Genomic DNA, 20,044 nt, shown 5'->3' with positions numbered 1-20,044 from the left:
AACAGTTATTCCGGAGTTTTGGTAACAGGTTGAATCAGGGTTTGCGGTGGCCAGACGCGTTTCGCCAGGCACAGCGTCAGCACTAACAGCCCGGCAGCGAAGGCGATCAGCATCAGATACGCATCGCTCAGGCTCAGCACCATGGCCTGATGCTTCAGCAGGGTGGCGAAGCCGCTGAGATTGGCCGCGCTGCTGGCGCTGCCGTCGGCCAACAGCGGCAGGCTGCTGCTGGCCTGCTGGCTATCCGCTGCGGTCATCAGCCAGCTGCGACTGGCAGCCTGATCGACCAGCACGCTGGAGTGAAACTGCTCACGATGGCTGATAAACCACTCCACCAGCGTGCTGGCGGCAATGCTGGCAAAGCCGCGTACGGTATTGAACATGGCGGAGGCGAACGGCCCTTCCGGCGGCGCGACCACGCTGGTGGCGCTCATCAGCACCGGCAGAATCACCATCGGCTGACCAAACGCCTGCAAGATCTGCATCAGCCAGAAGTTTTGCCGCGCCCAGTCGGTAGTGATCTGCATGCCGAGCAGGCAGGCGGTTGCCAGCAGCAGCACACCGACGCTCAGCACCCAGCGGCAGTCAATCCAGCGGATATTCAGCAGGCTGGCGACCAGCGGTGCAATCAGCAGCTGTGGCAGGCCGATGGTCAACGCCAGCGGCGCGAACTGCAGCGTGCGAAACCCCTCCACCTGACCAAAATAGGCCGACGGCAGCGCCGAACCGGACAGCGCCAGAATCAGTACACCCGCCAGCGCCAGCAAACCGTGCGACAAATTACGGCGGCGCAGCATCTGCAACTTAAACAGCGGCAGCGGGTGAAACCATTCATTAATAAAGAACACAATCAGCAACGCCAGCGCGCTGAATAATAGGGCGACAAACAGCGGCGAGCTGAGCCAGTCGAGACGCTCACCCTGCGTCAGCGCCAGAATCAGCAGCGCCATGCCCGAGCAGCCGCTCAGCATGCCGAACAGGTCAATCTGTTTAAATCGCTCAGTGCGCAGCGGATCCTGCGGCAGGCCCCAGCCGATCAGCAGCATGGCGATCAGCATGGCCGGCACCACCTGCCAGAACACAAACATCCAGCTGACGTCATCGGTCCAGAACGCCGCCAGCGACGCCGCCAGATTCGGGCCAAACGTGGCGGTGAGGGCGTAAGCACTCAGCCCATAAAGTTTGATCGGCGGTGGCAGAAAGCGCAGCGCCACCGTCATCAGCAGCGGCGGCAGGGCGCCGCCAAACAGTCCCTGCACCACGCGCAGCGCAATAAACAGCGGAGCCGTGGGCATAAAGGGCAGCAGGACACCGCACACCATGAAACCGGCCGACACCGCCAGCGCGAAGCGGCGCAGCGAAAAGGTGACGGCGAACCACGGCGCAATCATCATCGCGGCGACTTCCGCTGCCTGATAGGCCGAAATAATCCAGCTGCCGTCATCGTAGCTAATGCCGACTGCGGCACGGATATCGGCCAGCGCGATGTCGGTAACGCGATCGTTTAATCCGGAGGTCAGCGCGGCGATCAGCACCCCCACCAGCCCCAGCGCGAGGCGCAGGGTAAAAGGATGCGGTGCCGGTGCCGCCACGGGCTGGGCATTCATAACAGGTGTCTCGTTATTGGTTGATGCAGTGTATTGCGATGTGATACAGCTCGCATCTTACATTTCGATATGGTGTATTGCAATGTGATACAGGGTGTAAAAGTGCGATCGTTCGCGCTAAAGTAGGGCAGGCCAAAAAGGAACGTATCATGGTAGAACTTCCCTCAAGCCGTGAGGATGAAAAAGCGGGTGGCATTCAGGTCATTGCGCGTGCGGCAAAAATTTTAAATGCGCTCGGTGAGCATCCGGGCGGCATGAGTCTGGGTGAAATTGCGCAGGTGGTCGATCTGCCGCGCTCGACGGTGCAGCGCATCGTGGCGGCGCTGGATAGCGCGCAGCTGGTGCGCAGCGGCGGGGCAGGCGGGCTGCGCCTCGGTCCGGCGTTGCTGAAGCTGATCTCCAGCGTGCACAGTGACGTGGTGGAAATTGTCCGGCCGTTCCTCGAACAACTCTCGGCGGAAATCAATGAAACGGTATCGCTGGCGCGGGCCAGCGGAACGCAGCTGGCGATTGTCCATTACGTGGTGGCCACGCGTGAGCTGCGCGTGGTGCCCCACATCGGCCTGAATCTGCCGCTCTACAGTACGTCCGGTGGCCGGGCGCTGCTGGCGCTGGAGAGCGACGAAGATGTGCGGGTGATGGTCGGTGAAGCCTATGCGGAACTGACGGAAATGACGGTAAAAACGCTGCCGCAGTTGCTGACGCTGATTGCGGAGGTGCGCGTCAGCGGACTGGCTATCGATCGCGGCGAAACGCTGGAGGGCATTTCCACCATGGCGGTCGCGATTGATACGCTGTTCGGGCGCTTCTCGATCTCACTGCTGGTGCCGACGGCACGTTTTCACCGCCAGGAAGCGCATTACCGGACAGCGCTGATAAAGTGTAAAGAGGCGCTGATTCGCGAAATTGGCAAAATAACTGCTGCGGAAGGATAACCGACTGATGAAAACCTTGCTGATGGCCATCGATAACTCACCGGTGGCGGAAAAAGTGATCGCCCTGACCATTGAACAGGCGCTGGCGCAACAGGCGCAGGTCACCGTGCTGTGCTGTGTCGATCCGGCATATTCGTCGTGCAATCAGCCGATTGAGATCGACGCCGGGGAAGACCCGGACGATTTTGTCGTGGCGCAGGATGAACAAAATACAGCTGAAATGGTGGTACGCCATGCGCTGGCACCGCTGCTGCGCGCTGGCATTGACGCACGCGGGCTGATTCTGGCCGGTGAAGCGGCGGAAACCATTGTGGCGCAGTCTGAGGCGTTGCACGCCAGTATGATTATAATGGGCCGTCGTCACCTGTCGCCGCTCAACCGCCTGCTGAAAGGCTCGGTAAGCGCAGCAGTGATTGAACGCGCCAGCTGTCCGGTTTTAATTGACGTTCGCAAGGATTAATATCGCTCCATGTTCTCGCTTTTCCCGCTCACGCTGGCCGCTTTTGTGCTGCTGGCGATCATCATCGTGGTACTGCTGCGCACCACCGCGCTGCGCGTCTGGCAGGGTGTCCTGCTGTTTTTGCTGCCTGTGCTGCTGGCTAATCTGCTGTGGTTTAGCTGGCTGCATCCGCGTCAGGAGCGCGAGGCGCTGGCGGTGCAGGTGGCTACCCAACTGAGCGACGCGCCGGGTTATCGCGTGCTGAAAGTGCAGGAGCCGGCGCTGTGGCAACTGCTGAATCGTGAGTTGCAGCACAAGCTGGCAGAGGGCGTACCTGCGGAGCAGGCGCTGGGCGATATGCGCGGCTGGCTGATGGATTTGGTGAATCAGCGCATGGCGCGCGCCAGCGATGCGGCGATCATCAACTATATCCGCGTTTCGGTGCAGGAGATGCAGGCGCTGCAGCAGCAGGATACGCAGCGCTGCTTCCGTTTCCTCTATCCGCAGGTCAGCGGTGGCGTCAATCTGCAACAGGTGCTGTCGCCGGAGCTTAATCAGCGTGATGGTGAAGCGCTCGAGGCACTGCTGCAAAACAGTACCGGCGACGAGCTGGCGGTGGATCAGCCTCAGGCGCAGCGCGATCTGCAGCGCGTGGTGGAAAAACTGTATGGCAAGTGGGGCGATAAGCTGCAGCAGCTGAATATGCCGGCGGATACGGCGGTGGATCGCGGCACGATGTGCGCGATGTCGATTGATCTTTACAGCGGAATTCTCGCATTGCCGGACAAACAAGCGGCCAATCTTTTGCGTAAGATGGTCAGCCTTACCGGATAACGGGCGAAAAAAAGCCCGCTCAGCACGGGCATAAAGGTCACTTTCAGTATGTCTTTTTGTGGATATCACCTGGTGTGGTGCAGACTTCGTTTTGTCTGAAGTCATCTTCTCACTGCTGATGTGATAAGGAAAACCGTTTGGTTTTATTGATTTGATTGGCGAAAGCTTTGCATTAATCGGACATTTCGCGTCTTTTTCCTATAGAGGCGTGTGGCGTTGCCTTTTACACTGCAACGTCTGATGAGGACACCCTAATGAATAAAATGCTTATTAGCGCGTTAGCGCTTTTTATGCTGGCCGGTTGTAGTGTCAGCAAACCCGGGGGTTTTGAGCGCGTAGATGAAGATGCCCGTTCAAATACCGTACAGTATCGTTACGATCCACAGAAGCTGGATAAAGATGCGCTGGAACTTGATCTGGCGAATTACTGTAACCAGCGCGGCTTCGATAAAGTCGAATCGCTTCCGGCGCAGGACAGCAATTTGCCTGGCCTGAAGAAAGTCTGGTATCAATGTAATTACGCGGTGAAAAGCTAAAAAATAAGGGCGGGATTGATTCCCGCCCTTTCTTTATTCATTTTTTATTATGTGCTGTGTGTGCTTTGCCCAATTACCAGTGACGATAGCCGCCATGGCCGTGATGCCAGCCGCCGCCGTGCCCGTGGCCCCAGCCGGGACCGCGTCCATGGTCATGCTCGATAATACACCCGCTTAGCATGGTCATCATCGCCACCACCGAAGCGACTTTTATTAACTTCTTCATGGAGAGTCCTCCTCTTTTCCAATGAGGCCAGATTAACCGGGAAAAGTGGAGTGAAGATGCAGTGAATGTAGAGTTATTTCCGTAATTATTACCAGATATGTCAATTAAAAGCTAAAAGTGACAGAGCGGGAAATAAACCAATCGGAATAAGCTGAATAGCGCCTGATAATAACCCGATTACTCTGAAATGCAAGGTTAAATAACAGTCAGTCTCAACGCGTGATCAATTCTGTGGTTATCAGTAAAAAGCCTGCCGTGCATTTACACGGCAGGGTGGGTGAATTAATTATGCAGTACCGGCGCGACCAGGTTTTGACGATTTGGCAGACGGATACTGAGCGACAGCACCAGCGAGATCACCAGCAGCGTCATAATCAGACTGAAGGTCACGGTGAAGCCGCCGAACACCGAAGCCACCAGCGAGCCAAGTACGCTACCGATGCCGAAGCCGAGATAGATCAGGCCGTAGTTTTTGGTCAGGTTGTTAAGGCCGAAGAAATCGCTGACCAGTGACGGAAAGACGGTGATGGTGCCGCCAAAGCTGAACGCCACGCAGGCCAGCGACAGGAAGAAGGTGATTTCATTCATGTGGGTGAACAGCAGGATGCTCATGCCGCTCAGCGAAACCAGCTGTGCCAGCGAAATGACCCGGATGCGCGCCATTTTGTCCGACAGCACGCCGAGAATCAGTCGTCCGCTCAGGTTGGCAATGGCAATTACCGTCACCGCATTGGCCGCCGTTTGCGTACTCAGGTGCACCAGGCCTTCACCAATATCCTTCGCTACGCCAATCACATACAGACCGCTCATGCAGGCCGTCAGGAACATCAGTGCCAGTATCCAGTACTGCGGCAGGCGCACCGACTGCGCCAGCGTGAACTCCTGTGTGGCCTGCTGCTGACGTGAACCGGCCTGCTGTAGCGGCGCATCGCGCATCATCAGGGCCCCGGCAATAATCATCGTCATCGCCAGCACACCCCAAATCACAAAGGTATTTTCCAGCCCCTGAGTGCTAAGCAGCGCGCCACAGATAAATTTAAAGCCTAGACTGCCGAGGCCGTAAGCGCCGATCGAACAGGCCGAAATCAGCCCTTTGCGCTCCGGAAACCACTTCACGCAGTTAGAGAGCGTCATCAGATAACCCGCGCCATCGGCCAGTCCAACCAGAATGCCGGCGCTCAGGTACAGCATCATCAGGTTGTCAGCATGGGCGGTCAGCCAGAAGCCAATCGCCATCAGAATGCCTGCACCGATAGTGACGTTGCGCACGCCAAAGCGCTCCTGCAGCTTGCCGGCCAGCGAGGAGGCAATCGCCAGACCGAGACTGAGCAGACCAAAGGAAAAAGCCACCTGGCTGACCGGCGCATCCAGTTTCTGTGCCAGCTGGCCATTAAACAGGCTCCAGGTATAAACCGAGCCGAGCGCGAACTGGGTAATGATGGTGCCTGCGAGGGTAAGGATACGGACACGCTGATGATTAGGGGTAACGGCTGTTGTCATTTTTCTCTCTTCCATCCGGGAATACGGAATCTGCAGCGATAATAAGCCTCACGCGTACGCGGGTGGCGCGGACGGGCGTGAACGGAGCGGGAGACGGAATGAAATGCTGTGAAACCGGTATGAATGGCATTGCGCCTTTGCTTAAGCGCAGCGCGGATGTCGTCACATGAACAGACGTTGCGACAGGTGAGCATGTGTAACAGGGTGTTTTAAGCGCAGCATCTGCGCGGCAAAACGCAGGAACTTTGCCAGGCTTATAGTTCATTCAACAGGAGGAAATATGAAAGACCGGGCATATGAATCCGTATCCAGCGGGGATGAGGTTTGCTGCATCATCGGTCAGGCGGTGATCGAGTTAAGCGATGAACAGCAGCCTGTGACCAGGTCCACCCTGTCGCTGAAATTACTGGCGATGGCCGACCGCGACAGAGATGATGAACGCGTTCTGCTTTACTGGATTGCCAGAAAAGCCATTAACCAACCTCACCAGCTCAACATCGGCGTCGGGGGCTGGCGCTAGAGGAGTGACAGAGCGGGCGTCAAGCCCGCTCTTGCTTCAGGCCAGACGTAACCGGCGATGAGCCGGCCAGCGCACGAACATCACCATATTCCCTGCCAGAATCATCACCAGCCCGACGATAGCATTGCTATGCCACTGATAGCCTTCATACAGCGTCGAAAGCGTCAGTGCCACCAGCGGAAACAGCAGGGTGCTGTAAGCCGCCTGACTGGCACCGATGCGCCCCACCAGCGTGAAGTAGGCACCAAAGCCCAGCACCGAGCCAAACAAAGCCAGATAACTCATTGCCCCCAGCCACTGCAGATTGAGTGCCGGTGCCAGCGCGTCGCCATTCACCAGCGCCAGCACGGCCATGATCAGCGCACCGTACAGCATGGCGTAGCTGTTGGTGGTCAGCACGTCGCGCTGACGACGCTGATGGCGGGTAGAAATCATATTGCCAAAGGAGAAACCGAGCGTGCCCAGCGCGCTCAGTCCCACGCCCCACAGCAGCTGCGGCGCAACATGGGCTGACTGAATATCCTGCCAGAACAACGCAACAATCCCGCCGAGGCCCAGCGCGGCGGCGGGCAGCAGGCGGAAAGGCGGGCGCTGGCGGAAAAAAATCCAGCTGTTGAGCGCGTTATACAGCACCGCCATCGAAAAAATCACCGACTCCAGTCCGGTGCTGATCATCGCTGCCGCATGGTAAAAGCAGACAAAATTAAAACCGAATACGCAGCCGCCCTGTAACAGACAAAACAGGTGGTCACGCGCATCCAGCGTACGCAGACGTTTCAACAGCCGGAGAAGCACCAGCATGGTCAACGAGGCGAACAGGAAGCGCCAGAATACCGCCACCAGTACCGGCGTATCGGCGGCCTGCTGCTGCAGAAAAATCGCAATCCAGGTGGTGCCCCAAATCAGCACCACCGCGAGGTATAACATCAGGTTCATCAGAAACTCTCCGGCGGAATCAGGCTCGCAGTGTGCCTGAGCGACAGGAGCGCGGCTTGCATGACTTTGCGCAGCACTTGCAAATTCTTGCGCTTTTTCCCGCCTGGTCCGGCATTGGCCTGTTTTCTGTCCGGTCAGTTGCGTAAACTACAGGACATCAACCCAGAGAGCGATGTCAGACCATGCCGGAATATCAGACGTTTACTATGCTTCAGCGTCACAAAGCGCAGCTGCGCGATAGCGTGCAGCTGAGCGGCGGCATTCGGCTGGCGGCATGGTTCAACAGTGGCGATCGCGTGACCAACCTCAGCGATCACCATACGCTTAGCCTGTACGTTGCCGATGGTTACGACACCTGGCACAAAACACCGCACGGCTGGCGCAACGGCGGCGCGCCGGATCGCTTTTGCCTGATGCCGTCTGGCACCGAGTCGACCTGGGATCTGCGCGCGGATTTATCCTTCGTGCACCTTTATTGCACCGATGCGCATTTGCGTCACCTCGGTGAGCAGGTGTGGGATCGCAGCCCGGCGCAGCTTAACCTGCATGAGAAGATTTTTGCCGACGATGATCGCATCACCCAGCTGTATCGCCATTTTCTGCTGAGCTCCGACTGGCAGCAGCCGGCTAACCAGCTGATGCTGAGCAGCGCCTCAACACTGCTGATGACCCATCTGCTGCAGCGCTACAGTCAGGTACAGTGGCAGCTGCCGCAGGTGCGCGGCGGACTGGCACCGGTGGTATTGCGCCGCGTGCTGGCGCTGATCGATACGCAGCTGGATCAGCCGTTAACGCTGGCCCAACTGGCGGCAGAGGCGGCGCTCAGCGAATACCATTTTGCACGTATGTTCCGCAGCAGCACCGGCGAAGCGCCGCACCAGTATGTGATGCGCCGCCGTATGGAAGCCGCGCAGCAACTGCTGCAATTCAGCGCGCTGTCGCTCACCGAGATTGCCCTGCGCTGCGGTTTCCACTCCTCCAGCCATTTCAGCAACCGCTTCCGTCAGCTGCACGGCATGGCACCCTCGGCATGGCGTCAGCGCTGACGGGGCAGTTGCATTGAATTTTGCGAGAATTGCATTACTGATTACGCTACAGCGGGTAAATGCGGCTGCACATCCCTATGTGCCTGCTTAAACCAGTCAGGTGTTGCCTGGTGAAATACAGCACTTAATACTCAGGATAGTACCAACATTGTCCCGCAGATGGATATTCGCTCAAATACCTGGGAATGATGTAGTACAAGGCTTGCGTCGATCTTTTTAACAGGGAGGTTTAACAGCATCACATTATCGTCCTGTATAAAAATGCACGCTGCTGCTATCCGAAAATTTTATCTTTTTATGTCATTTCATCTGACGAAAATAATTAAACCCCGTTTATTTGAACGAAAAGAAATGTTGGAATTTGAAAAAGTGGTCTGTTTTTCACATGCTCAGTCACGTCCGGCCTCTCATTTTTGAACAAAGTACAAAATCAGATATTTCTCTTGATTGATGGCATTTTGAACAGAATCACGCCCTAAGCCAAATTGATCTCTCGTTGCATGTCCTTATCCCACAGGGCCTGAAGGGGTAATGCAAGAAAATTCTTATTAATCATGAAGATGATCTGGAGATGTTAAAATCGGGATTTGTAATATTTTTTTACATTTTTCCGTTTCCGGTCAGACAGGGAACGTTCTTACACTGCGGCTATTGGGTTTTATCCGAAATTTTTCATTTCAGACAAATGCCTAAAAAATAGTGTCGATATGCTGGTGAATGGAATGCACTCGCTTTTAATTCCGGAGTTTTTATTCCCGTCGGAGGACGTGAACCGGGACGTTGTTCTGGCTGGGTTTGCCTTTCTTACTAATTTCTCACTGGCATTGACCGTTTCTATCATTCAATAGAACAGGGACAGCCATGTCTAACTCTTCCTTTCAGTCCGAAATCCCCAAGGCACGTATTAACTTAAAACTTGACCTGCATACCGGAGGCGCAAGCAAGAAAACCGAGCTTCCGCTGAAATTATTGGTGGCGGGCGACTTCAGTCATGGTCAGGCGTCCGCACCATTATCAGAGCGAGCCAAAGTTAATCTGAATAAAAATAATTTTGACGCAGTGCTTTCCGAATATTCGCCCAAAGTCACGGTTGCCGTTAAAAATACGCTGGCCGATGACGGCAGCGAAGACAGCATCAGTCTGACTTTCCAGAGCATGAAAGATTTCTCTCCGGAACAGGTCTCCCGGCAAATACCTCAGCTGAAGGCCATGCTTTCCATGCGTAATTTACTGCGTGATTTAAAAGCCAACCTGCTGGATAACCAGGCCTTCCGAAAAGAGCTGGAAAAAATTCTGCTGGACCCGGCGTTAAGCGCAGAACTGCGCGCTGAGCTCTCAACCCTGGCACCAAAACAGCCATAACCATCACGATGATTTAACGGATTAATAAGGAAGATGCTGATGTCTGTAAATAATGAGAATGCGACGGGTGGCGAGAGCGTGGTGCTGGAGCGTCCGGCAGCCGGTGGGGTTTATGCCACCCTGTTTGAAAAGATCAATCTCAACCCGGTTTCTGAACTGAGCGCGCTGGATATCTGGCAGGATGCGCAGGCGATGTCGGATGCAACGGCGGATGAGCGTTTAACCGCCGGCATGCAGGTATTTCTGGAGTGCCTGAAAAAATCAGGCGCAAAAGTTGAAAAACTCGACAAAAACCTGATTGACCATCATATCGCCGCGCTGGATCACCAGATCAGTCGTCAGCTGGATGCGGTCATGCACAGCGAAGAGTTCCAGGCAGTGGAGAGCCTGTGGCGCGGTGTGAAATCCCTTGTCGACAAAACCGATTTCCGCCAGAACGTGAAAGTCGAACTGCTGGATATGTCAAAAGAAGACCTGCGTCAGGACTTTGAAGACAGCCCGGAAATTATCCAGAGCGGCCTGTATAAACACACCTACATTGATGAGTATGACACACCAGGCGGCGAGCCGATTGCGGCGCTGATTTCCGCTTATGAGTTTGATGCGTCTGCGCAGGATGTTGCCCTGCTGCGCAATATTTCAAAAGTGTCTGCTGCGGCGCATATGCCGTTTATCGGCTCTGCCGGCCCGCAATTCTTCCTCAAGGATTCAATGGAAGACGTGGCGGCCATCAAAGATATCGGTAACTATTTTGACCGCGCTGAATACATCAAGTGGAAATCCTTCCGCGAGACGGACGATTCGCGCTACATCGGTCTGGTGATGCCGCGCGTACTGGGTCGCCTGCCGTATGGCCCGGATACCGTTCCGGTGCGCAGTTTCAACTACGTTGAAGAAGTCAAAGGTCCGGATCACGACAAATATCTGTGGACCAACGCCTCGTTTGCCTTCGCATCCAACATGGTGCGCAGCTTCATTAACAATGGCTGGTGCGTGCAAATCCGTGGTCCACAGGCCGGTGGTGCGGTGCAGGATCTGCCGATTCATCTGTACGATTTGGGCACCGGTAATCAGGTGAAGATCCCGAGTGAGGTAATGATCCCGGAAACCCGCGAATTCGAGTTCGCCAATCTCGGTTTCATTCCGCTGTCCTACTACAAAAACCGCGACTACAGCTGCTTCTTCTCAGCCAACTCCACCCAGAAACCTGCGCTGTATGACACTGCGGATGCCACCGCCAACAGCCGCATTAACGCCCGTCTGCCGTATATCTTCCTGCTGTCGCGTATCGCGCATTATCTGAAGCTGATTCAGCGTGAAAACATCGGCACCACCAAGGATCGGCGTCTGCTGGAACTGGAGTTAAACACCTGGGTGCGCGGTCTGGTGACCGAAATGACCGATCCGGGCGATGAGCTGCAGGCTTCTCACCCGCTGCGCGACGCGAAGGTGGTAGTGGAAGATATCGACGACAACCCGGGCTTCTTCCGCGTCAGGCTGTACGCCATCCCACACTTCCAGGTGGAGGGCATGGACGTCAACCTGTCACTGGTTTCCCAGATGCCGAAGGCGAAATCGTAAGCGAAGGCAGGAAGCCAATGAAAACGGAACAACCGTTATGGGGCAGGGGCGTTATGGTCTCTCCCCAGCACTTCCAGCAACAGGTCGCCTATGCGGCCTGGTCTGCGGAATGCATCGCCCGGCTGGGCCTCTCCCATCCCTGGGGGATGATTGCAGCCACGTTCGAACCTGATGCACTGAAGCTGGGCCGCCTGCAGGCCCGTCATCTGCACATCCGTTTCCCCGATGGCACGCTTATCGACACCGATAACGCCGATGACCTGCCGCCGGTGCTGATGCTTGAGGGCGAATCACAGGACGTGGTAGTGGTGCTGGCGCTTCCGCTGCTGCGGGCAAATGGCGGCAACTGCCTTAAACCCGATGAGGTGGCCGAGCGCCCTGTGCGTTATCGCCAGCGCTGGCGGGATGTCCGCAACACCTTTGGCGATGATACCCGGCAGATTGCAGTGATGCAGCCAGAGCTGACGCTGCGTTTTGCCCATCAGAACAACAGTGATTATCTGACCTGTCCGGTCGCCCGTCTGCAGCAGGATTCCCAGGGCAGCTGGGCACTCGATGAAACCTGGCTTCCGCCACTGCTGGCTCTGCAGGGCAGCCGCTGGCTGGTAACCCAGCTGGAACAATTGATGACGCAACTGCGTGCCCGTCTGGGTCGACTGATGGCCATGCGACGTGAAAGTAACGAGCGCATGGCCGACTTTGCCGTGGCTGATGTGTCGTTATTCTGGCTGCTCAATGCCCTGAACAGCGCAGAACCGGTGCTCGGCCAGTTTCAGCGTAACCTGCAAAGTCCACCGGAGCGTTTGTACCCGGAACTGGCGCGGCTTGCGGGCAGCCTGCTGACTTTCTCGCTGGAACATCAGGTGAGTGCTATTCCGGTCTGGCAGCATGAACAGCTGAATAGCGTCTTCCCGCCGCTGTTCGACTTACTGGGCGATCTGCTGGAAGCCAGCCTGCCGTCGCGGGTGGTGGCGATTGAGCTTGAGCACGATGCCCGGCTACACGTCTGGCAGGCCCGTCTGCATGACTCCCGTCTGCGCGAAGGGGCGGATTACTACCTTTCCGTGCGTTCACCGATGCCGGTGGCACAACTGCAGGAGCAGTTCCCGCGCCAGTGCAAGATCGGCAGTCCCGATCATGTCAGGAGTATCGTCAATTCCTCACGGGTGGGCGTGCCACTGACGCCACTGCGCCATGTGCCGGCAGCCATTCCGCTGCGTCTGGAAAACCAGTATTTCAGCCTTGATGTCTCGCATCCCCTGGCCAGTGAAATGCTTCAGAGCGGCACCTGTATGTTTTACGTTCCGGGCATGCTCGGCGAGCCTGAACTTGAACTTTTTGCGGTACTGAGAACATGAGTGAGCCTAAACGCAGTACTGCTGCGCCCATTGATATTGATGCTCTGCTGCAGGATACCTGGCTGCAGGTCATCAGCCTGCGTCACGGTCCGACGTTTCAGGATGGAGAAGGGCGCACGTTGTGGGAGCGTTGCATTGCCGATGTTGAACGTGTGCAGCGTGAGCTGAAAGCGAGCGAACTCGATGAAGTCAGCTGTCAGCATATTCTCACCGCACAGTGTGCGCTGCTTGATGAGGCGGTCAAAGGTCGTGGTGTGGAGGATGACGCCTGCGTGCAGTGGTATGACATTCCCCTGCAGGGGCACTTCCTCGGCACCATGGATGCCGGTGATACGCTGTGCGATCGCATGCGTGATGTGCTGCGTGAACCAGCGCCTGACCAGGCTGTCATGACCTGCTTTCAGCGGGTCATGATGCTGGGGTTCCTCGGCAGTTTCCGCTCTCTGAACGATCCGGAGCGCCAGAAGCTTATCAACGCGCTCAGTGAACATGTCACGCCGTTCAGCTATCCACCAACCCATCCGGTTCTGGCGGAAAGCCGTACCGGACGAGAAATGGGCGGCTGGCTGGCGTCATGGCCCGTGCGTATTGGCCTGAGCGTGGTGCTGGTGGCTGCGCTGTGGTGGGGACTGAGCCACTGGCTGGATCAGATGCTGGTGACCCTGCTGCCGGGAGCCGTGAAATGAGTCCTGCACAGCAGCGCGGGCTTGCGCTGTGGGCCGCCCTGCTGAGTGCCGTGGTTTGCCTGAGTTTCGTGCCGGTATCGCGACTGGTTTCGGTGCTCTTTCTGCTTGCGGTGCTGGGGCTTATCCTGGCGTTGTGGATTGTCGCCAGGCGTCGTGCGGAGCATGACGTCGCCCTAAATCTGGATGACCTCCCGGAAGCCACTTACCGTCAGCCTGTGGTGCTGGTCTGTGGCGATCTGCCGCTGGCATGTATGCAGCAGTCACCGGTGCTTACTGTGACACAGGGATGCTGGATCCGCGTGGAGGAACATCAGGATCTGCAACAGGTTGCCCGTCAGATACTGGGGTTGCGTCCTGACTGGGGCCGACAGCTGTCGGTGATGGTCAGCGTCTGTCCGCAAAAACACGCCGACAGCGAGCGGCTTACCCGTCGTCTGCTGGCGCTGCGTTGGCAAATCAGCCAGCTGCGTAAAGAAACCGGGCATTCTGTGCCGCTGGTTCTGAATGGTCAGGTTGGCAGTGCGATGACCAATGATCTGCTCTGGCAAGCGGCTATCCCTGGGGAAGGGGTGAGGGTCTGGCGTGCGTCTTCAACGCCGGGCTCAGTCGCTGCATGGGTCACCACCGGTGGCGCGCCTGCGATGCAGCAACAGGTGCTGATGAACAGCCTGATGAGCTGGTTCCATCAGCACGTTGAAGCTGTCTTTATCGATGAGAGCCCGGATGTTCCGGTCATTGCACCGGTTGCGGTGCTGTGGGGATTGGGACCGATCCTGGCCGGAAGTCTGGCCACCTCGGTCTGGACGGCATGGCTGTCCCGTCATACTGCGATGCAACAGGTAGCGGGCTGGCAGCCGGTGGGAACGGACAGTACGGTTATTGCCGCGTTGCCGGATTTTATCCTGCCGCTGCTGCCGGAAGGACGCGGCCTGACGCCGCGTGGGCAAGCCTTCCGTTATGCGCTCGCGATTTTCACGCTGGCGGCCATGGCTGCACTGCTCAGCAGTGGCTGGAACAATCGCCAGTTGCTGCAGCGTGTCAGCTTCGATATTGCCCGTTATGAACGCATCCCGATGCAGGATTTCGCACCCAAAGCCGACGCCGTTGCCGTTCTGCGTGACGATGCGGCCGGGTTGGATGACCAGGCGCGCAATGGCGTACCGATGCGGATGGGCCTTGGTCTGTATCAGGGCGAGCGTCTGCGAATGCCTGTGCTGGATGCGATCCGTTCGTATGTGCCCCCGCCACCGCCGCCAAAACCGCAGCCGAAACCGGTGCCGAAAATTGTTCGCCTCGACAGCATGTCGCTGTTCGATTCCGGCAAATCCACGCTGAAAGCCGGGTCCACCAAAATGCTGGTGAACTCACTGGTCGGCATCAAAGCGAAGCCGGGCTGGCTGATTGTGGTCGCCGGCCACACCGATAACACCGGTAACCCGCAACTGAACCAGACGCTCTCTCTGAAACGTGCCGAAGCGGTACGCGACTGGATGCGTGACACCGGTGATGTACCGGAAAGCTGTTTTGCGGTGCAGGGTTATGGCGAAAGCCGCCCAATCGCAACCAATGACACGACGGATGGGCGTGCGCTTAACCGTCGCGTCGAAATCAGTCTGGTACCGCAGGCTGATGCCTGCCAGATACCGGGCAACCCCCAGACGTCATCGCAGGATGATGACGTATCACAACACAACGGAGAGTAATCCATGGCAATCCCTGTTTATCTGTGGCTGAAAGACGACGGCGGTGCGGACATCAAAGGTTCCGTAGACGTTAAGGACCGTGAAGGCAGCATCGAAGTTGTCGCTCAGGATCACAATATCTACATTCCGACCGACAACAACACGGGCAAACTGACCGGCACCCGTATCCACACGCCGTTTATGTTCACCAAGGAAATCGACTCGTCCAGTCCGTATCTGTACAAGGCAGTGACCACCGGCCAGACCCTGAAATCAGCAGAGTTCAAGTGGTACAAAATCAATGACGCCGGTCAGGAAGTCGAATACTTCAACACCAGACTCGAGAATGTGAAGGTGGTGAAAGTAAATCCATTGATGCATGACGTTAAGAATCCTTCTTACGAAAAGCACAATCACCTCGAACAGCTTGAACTGCGTTACGAAAAAATCACCTGGACCTACAAAGATGGAAACATCATTCATTCCGATAGCTGGAACGAACGTGCCACCGCGTAATGACCTGCCGAGCCAGGTGCTGCAGGGGTGTTATTTAGAGTAACGCATGATGCGGATGGGGAAACCTGTCCGCAGCTTTTTGCAAGGCCCCTTTGTGCTGAGGGGACAGTGTAAAAGTTAACATCCAAAAATCTGACCTAATGCGCTTAGGGTTCCTTACTAAAAGGAAAAGCGATGGGCGGTAGCGTGCCTGAATGAATCAGGCTTATTTCTGAGACATAAAAGGAGAAAACTATGCCATATACTTTTGATGATTCAGCTGCCAGGCAGCGCTGGGAAAAAGGAAAATCAATCAGTGTGCCGTCTGCCGGAATGCGGAAATATCACGACTGGCGTAGATATATTCTAACCGGCCGTTCTCCGTCAGATGCTGCAAGACTTGCCGGAGATATGAATTATGAACTGTTGAAGGGCAACAGTAACCTCTGTTCTGTCCGGCTTACACAGCAGCACAGGGTTTTATTCTCGGTGGTAGGAATGTCCATAACGATCCTGGAAATTGGCGGCCATTATTAGACCCCGCCCAAATCAAAAATACCCCATTGAATCGTCGCGTTTCAGATGCTGTAACCCTGCCTGAAAGGGCATTAATTGTGTGCAGTGAGGATCTTCCGGTTGGGGATATCTGAAACCGATAGTTCCCATACGGTAAAACCCGATAGTGCGCGTCAGAATGGAGAAAGTCTTTATGGAGCATCACTCATCAACCTTATTACGTCGCCTTAACCCTTACTGTGCTCGCGCGATGGAAGGGGCCGCCTCCCTGTGTCAGACCCGCGCCCATGCGGAAATTTTGCCGGAGCACTGGCTGCTGAAGCTGCTCGAACAGGGGGAAGGTGACCTGACGGTGCTGGCACGCCGCTATGAGTGGGATATGGATATGCTATGGCAGGATTTGCTTGCCTGGCTGGATAAACTGCCGCGTTCAGTCCGTCAGCGTCCGCAATTGTCTGACACTCTTCAGACGCTGATGCAGGAAGCCTGGCTGATTGCTTCTCTCAACGGTGAGGAACAGATCCGCAGCGTCCATCTGCTGATGGCGCTGGTTGATAAACAGAAACTGGTGCGCTGCGACGGGCTGTGGCCGCTGCTGACGCTGGGCCACAGTCAGCTGGAGCGTCTGCGTCCGCTGCTTGATGGGCAGTCGGACGAACGTCCGGAACGGCAGCAGGCAGCGGAACTTGCGCAGAGTCATGCTGGTGAGGTGGAGTTTGTCGGGCGCCCGGTCGGCGCGGCCATGAAGGAAGGCGAACTCAATCCGGCGCTGCAGAACGCACTTGATAAATTCACGCTCGACGTTACTGCCAAAGCCAGAGAAGGCAAAATCGACCCGGTGTTTGGTCGCGATACGGAGATCCGCCAGATGGTGGATATTCTCTCGCGTCGCCGCAAGAACAACCCGATTCTGGTCGGCGAACCGGGCGTCGGCAAAACCGCGCTGGTGGAAGGCCTGGCTTTACGTATCGCTGAAGGCAACGTTCCGGAAAGCCTGAAGCCGGTTATTCTGCGCACCCTCGACCTCGGCCTGTTGCAGGCGGGCGCAGGCGTGAAGGGCGAATTCGAACAGCGCCTGAAAAACGTCATTGATGCGGTGCAGCAGTCCCCGGTACCGAATCTGCTGTTTATCGATGAAGCGCACACCATCATTGGCGCCGGCAACCAGGCCGGCGGTGCGGATGCCGCCAACCTGCTGAAACCGGCACTGGCGCGTGGCGAACTGCGCACCATCGCCGCCACCACCTGGTCTGAATACAAGCAATACTTCGAACGCGATGCTGCACTGGAACGTCGCTTCCAGATGGTGAAAGTGGACGAGCCGGACGACGAGACCGCCTGCCTGATGCTGCGCGGCCTGAAAGCCCGCTACGCCGAACACCACAACGTGCATATCACTGATGATGCAGTGCGCGCAGCCGTCACGCTGTCCCGCCGCTATCTGACTGGCCGCCAGCTGCCGGACAAGGCGGTTGATTTGCTGGATACCGCCGCCGCACGTGTGCGGATGAGTCTTGATACCGTGCCAGAACAAATTGTGCGCCTGAAAGCGCAACTGACCGCGCTGGCACTGGAAGCGCAGGCGCTGCGGGAAGATATCGCCGCCGGCAGCAACCGCCATGGCGACCGCCTGGGTGCCATTGAGCAACAGCGGACTGAACTGGAGACGCGCATCGAAGAGCAGGAAGCACGTTTCAGCCACGAAAAGGCGCTGGCACAGCAACTGACGGCCAGCCGCCAGGACATCAGCCAGCAGGCTGAGATTTCCGACCTGCAACAGCGGCTCGAACAGGCGCAGCAGGGCGATGTGCTGGTTCAGGTGGATGTGGACACCCGCACCGTCGCGAATGTAATTGCCGACTGGACCGGCGTGCCGCTGGCCGGACTACCCAATCAACGAGCCCCTTAAGATGCCGGAGCCGAAAGTATGTCCAAAATAATTACCGATCTGGCATGGTTCCCGCCGGCGTTTCCGGCTCAGGGGCGTTTACCCACCAGGGCAGCGCTGGTTGTCACAAACTGCGCGCAGCAGGACAGCCACGAGCTTACCTGGCGGCAGGACTGTGCATATCAGCCTGTTCTTCGACGGCAGCGGCAATAACCTTAATCACGATCTGGTTTTTATTCCTCTTCAGTAATGCTCAGCCATGCCATCCCGAAAAGTCATGGCTGAGCAAGACGCACGTCATCCGTTTCTTCATCAAAGGAATGCAAAATGAAAATACGACATTACCTCGTGGTACTGGGTGCCCTGCTGCTGGCGGGCTGTAGTCAGCCTGCGGCGAACGCGGAAAGCCGGGGGGGCGGCGGAACCATAGAGGCAATCAATCACACCAGATGGGCTATCAACCATTTCAGCGTCGACGGTCAGTCTGGCATCGATGCTATTGGTCCGTATCAGGGCGGCGGCGGGGGGTGCTGCTATGGCGTGCCGGCGAAATGGCGACCGGGTATGAGGGTTAAGGTTGACTGGGAAAGTGGAGAAGCCTCAATGAAAGGTTTTCCTGGGTTTGCGGATACAGCTAAGTATCGGGCTTGGGAAAAAAAAATGAGTGCAAATAATCGCCAGCATAGCAAGGTTGTCCCAGTGCCGGACTATACGGGGCAGGAAACCTGCGGGATAACCGTGCATTTTCTGCCCTGTGATGAGGTGAAAGTGACGACCAGTTGTGCCAACTATGGCCATCCGGAACATCCGATCAAAGAGCCCCTTAAGATGCCGGAACCGAAAGTATGTCCAAAATAATTACCGATCTGGCATGGTTCCCGCCGGCGTTTCCGGCTCAGGGGCGTTTCCCCACCAGGGCTGCGCTGGTTGGCGCAAACTGCGCGCAGCAGGACAGCTACGAGCTTACCTGGCGGCAGGACTGGGCATATCAGTCTGTTTTTCGACAGCACCGGCAATAACCTTAATCACGATCTGGCTTTTATTCCCCTTCAGTAATGCTCAGCCATGCCATCCCGAAAAGTCATGGCTGAGCAAGACGCACGTCATCCGTTTCTTCATCAAAGGAATGCAAAATGAAAACACGACATTACCTCGTGGTACTGGGGGCCCTGCTGCTGGCGGGCTGTAGTCAGCCTGCGGCGAACGCGGAAAGCCGGGGGGGCGGCGGAACCATAGAGGCAATTAACCACACCAGATGGGCAATCAACCATTTCAGCTTCGACGGTCAGTCTGGCATCGATGCTATTGGTCCGTACCAGGGCGGCGGCGGGGGGTGCTGCTATGGCGTGCCGGCGAAATGGCGACCGGGTATGACGGTGAAAGTCGACTGGGAAACGGGGGTGGGCGGCTCAAAAGGTTTTCCCGGCTTTGCAGATAGAGAGAAGTTCAAAAAATGGAAAAAAGATATGCAGGCCCAGAATAAGCAGCACAGCGCGGTGGTACCGGTTCCGGACTATACGGGACAAGAAATCTGCGGGATAACGCTGCATTTTCTGCCCTGTGATGAGGTGAGAGTGACGACCAGTTGCGCCAACTATGGCCATCCGGAACATCCGATCAAAGAGCCCCTTAAGATGCCGGAGCCAAAAGTATGTCCAAAATAATCACCGATCTGGCGTGGTTCCCGCCGGCATTTCCGGCTCAGGGGCGTCTACCCACCAGGGCTGCGCTGGTTGGTGCAAACTGCGCGCTGCAGGACAGCGATGAACTGACCTGGCGGCAGAAACCGTGCCTGGCCGCCAGACGGCGCGCGGAGCCTCCCTGCTGTAAAACTTTACACATCAGCCTGTTTTTTGACGGCACCGGCAATAACCTTAATCACGACCTGACCTTTATC

19 protein-coding genes and 4 pseudogenes are annotated in these 20,044 nt (G+C 56.6%); 19 read left to right on the top strand and 4 right to left on the bottom strand.

The features are described from left to right. Positions 1–5: 5 nt before the first annotated feature. Positions 6–1,607: an MFS transporter gene (locus C1Y43_RS14040; RefSeq protein WP_104188599.1), complete on the bottom strand. Its 1,602-nt coding sequence runs from the start codon at positions 1,605–1,607 to the stop codon at positions 6–8. A 149-nt stretch (positions 1,608–1,756) separates the two neighbouring features. Between C1Y43_RS14040 and C1Y43_RS14035 the strand changes: the two genes are divergently transcribed. From C1Y43_RS14035 to C1Y43_RS14020, 4 genes are all read left to right on the top strand, one after another. Next, positions 1,757–2,542 carry an IclR family transcriptional regulator gene (locus tag C1Y43_RS14035; protein WP_104188597.1) on the top strand — a complete coding sequence of 262 codons (786 nt, stop codon included), beginning with the start codon at positions 1,757–1,759 and terminating at the stop codon, positions 2,540–2,542. Between the two features lie 7 nt (positions 2,543–2,549). Beyond that, the gene (locus tag C1Y43_RS14030) at positions 2,550–3,002 is read left to right on the top strand and encodes a universal stress protein (protein ID WP_058758371.1); all 453 of its coding nucleotides are present in this window, start codon (positions 2,550–2,552) and stop codon (positions 3,000–3,002) included. Between the two features lie 9 nt (positions 3,003–3,011). Further along, positions 3,012–3,815 carry a hypothetical protein gene (locus C1Y43_RS14025; RefSeq protein WP_104188596.1) on the top strand — a complete coding sequence of 268 codons (804 nt, stop codon included), beginning with the start codon at positions 3,012–3,014 and terminating at the stop codon, positions 3,813–3,815. Between the two features lie 254 nt (positions 3,816–4,069). Then, on the top strand, positions 4,070–4,351 hold the full coding sequence (locus tag C1Y43_RS14020; RefSeq protein WP_021509105.1) for a membrane lipoprotein lipid attachment site-containing protein: 282 nt from the start codon (positions 4,070–4,072) through the stop codon (positions 4,349–4,351). Between the two features lie 73 nt (positions 4,352–4,424). Here the strand turns inward: C1Y43_RS14020 and C1Y43_RS23960 are convergent, their stop codons facing one another. After that, positions 4,425–4,577 carry a hypothetical protein gene (locus tag C1Y43_RS23960; protein WP_021509106.1) on the bottom strand — a complete coding sequence of 51 codons (153 nt, stop codon included), beginning with the start codon at positions 4,575–4,577 and terminating at the stop codon, positions 4,425–4,427. Between the two features lie 282 nt (positions 4,578–4,859). After that, entirely contained in the window at positions 4,860–6,077 is a 1,218-nt protein-coding gene (locus C1Y43_RS14015) for an MFS transporter (RefSeq protein WP_104188594.1), read from the bottom strand. Between the two features lie 280 nt (positions 6,078–6,357). On the opposite strand from C1Y43_RS14015, the gene C1Y43_RS14010 reads away from it, so the two are divergent. Next, a complete protein-coding gene (locus C1Y43_RS14010; protein WP_021313687.1) occupies positions 6,358–6,597 on the top strand; it encodes a hypothetical protein in 240 nt (79 codons plus the stop codon). A gap of 36 nt (positions 6,598–6,633) precedes the next feature. Here C1Y43_RS14010 and C1Y43_RS14005 read toward each other — a convergent pair whose 3' ends face one another. Further along, positions 6,634–7,533, bottom strand: coding sequence for a DMT family transporter (locus C1Y43_RS14005; RefSeq protein WP_021509108.1), 900 nt, complete (start codon positions 7,531–7,533; stop codon positions 6,634–6,636). Between the two features lie 182 nt (positions 7,534–7,715). Here C1Y43_RS14005 and C1Y43_RS14000 point away from each other — a divergent pair, with 182 nt between their 5' ends. The 14 genes and pseudogenes from C1Y43_RS14000 to C1Y43_RS13945 all read left to right on the top strand — a co-directional run. Then, positions 7,716–8,579: a helix-turn-helix domain-containing protein gene (locus C1Y43_RS14000; protein ID WP_021509109.1), complete on the top strand. Its 864-nt coding sequence runs from the start codon at positions 7,716–7,718 to the stop codon at positions 8,577–8,579. A gap of 861 nt (positions 8,580–9,440) precedes the next feature. Next, on the top strand, positions 9,441–9,941 hold the full coding sequence (gene tssB / locus C1Y43_RS13995; RefSeq protein WP_104093036.1) for a type VI secretion system contractile sheath small subunit: 501 nt from the start codon (positions 9,441–9,443) through the stop codon (positions 9,939–9,941). 33 nt (positions 9,942–9,974) lie between these two features. After that, positions 9,975–11,522 (top strand): type VI secretion system contractile sheath large subunit, encoded by a 1,548-nt coding sequence (tssC, locus tag C1Y43_RS13990; RefSeq protein WP_058781795.1) that lies wholly within the window; start codon positions 9,975–9,977, stop codon positions 11,520–11,522. 17 nt (positions 11,523–11,539) lie between these two features. Next, on the top strand, positions 11,540–12,880 hold the full coding sequence (gene tssK, locus C1Y43_RS13985; protein WP_104188592.1) for a type VI secretion system baseplate subunit TssK: 1,341 nt from the start codon (positions 11,540–11,542) through the stop codon (positions 12,878–12,880). Continuing rightward, positions 12,877–13,566, top strand: a complete 690-nt coding sequence (tssL, locus tag C1Y43_RS13980) for a type VI secretion system protein TssL, short form (RefSeq protein WP_058781797.1) — start codon at positions 12,877–12,879, stop codon at positions 13,564–13,566. Before tssK ends, tssL begins: the two co-directional genes overlap by 4 nt. After that, on the top strand, positions 13,563–15,269 hold the full coding sequence (locus tag C1Y43_RS13975) for an OmpA family protein (RefSeq protein ID WP_104188590.1): 1,707 nt from the start codon (positions 13,563–13,565) through the stop codon (positions 15,267–15,269). Before tssL ends, C1Y43_RS13975 begins: the two co-directional genes overlap by 4 nt. A gap of 3 nt (positions 15,270–15,272) precedes the next feature. After that, positions 15,273–15,764, top strand: a complete 492-nt coding sequence (gene hcp / locus C1Y43_RS13970; protein WP_021509115.1) for a type VI secretion system effector Hcp — start codon at positions 15,273–15,275, stop codon at positions 15,762–15,764. Positions 15,765–15,998: 234 nt separating this feature from the next. Further along, a complete protein-coding gene (locus tag C1Y43_RS13965; RefSeq protein ID WP_071813636.1) occupies positions 15,999–16,280 on the top strand; it encodes a hypothetical protein in 282 nt (93 codons plus the stop codon). 172 nt (positions 16,281–16,452) lie between these two features. Then, positions 16,453–18,147: pseudogene (locus C1Y43_RS13960) on the top strand (AAA family ATPase); the annotation flags it as partial. Positions 18,148–18,186: 39 nt separating this feature from the next. Then, positions 18,187–18,373, top strand: a pseudogene (locus tag C1Y43_RS24130) (hypothetical protein); the annotation flags it as partial. Positions 18,374–18,474: 101 nt separating this feature from the next. After that, on the top strand, positions 18,475–19,005 hold the full coding sequence (locus C1Y43_RS13955) for a DUF3304 domain-containing protein (RefSeq protein WP_104188588.1): 531 nt from the start codon (positions 18,475–18,477) through the stop codon (positions 19,003–19,005). Continuing rightward, positions 18,993–19,179, top strand: a pseudogene (locus tag C1Y43_RS24125) (hypothetical protein); the annotation flags it as partial. The gene C1Y43_RS13955 and the pseudogene C1Y43_RS24125, both read left to right, overlap by 13 nt. 101 nt (positions 19,180–19,280) lie before the next feature. Beyond that, positions 19,281–19,811, top strand: a complete 531-nt coding sequence (locus C1Y43_RS13950) for a DUF3304 domain-containing protein (protein ID WP_104188587.1) — start codon at positions 19,281–19,283, stop codon at positions 19,809–19,811. Next, positions 19,799–20,032, top strand: a pseudogene (locus C1Y43_RS13945) (hypothetical protein); the annotation flags it as partial. The gene C1Y43_RS13950 and the pseudogene C1Y43_RS13945, both read left to right, overlap by 13 nt. Positions 20,033–20,044: the final 12 nt, after the last annotated feature.

It is taken from the genome of Pantoea sp. ICBG 828, from assembly GCF_002928355.1.
Taxonomy (GTDB): domain Bacteria; phylum Pseudomonadota; class Gammaproteobacteria; order Enterobacterales; family Enterobacteriaceae; genus Pantoea; species Pantoea dispersa.
Note: the sequence above shows the minus strand (reverse complement) of the source record. Positions and strands in the feature narration are given on the sequence as shown.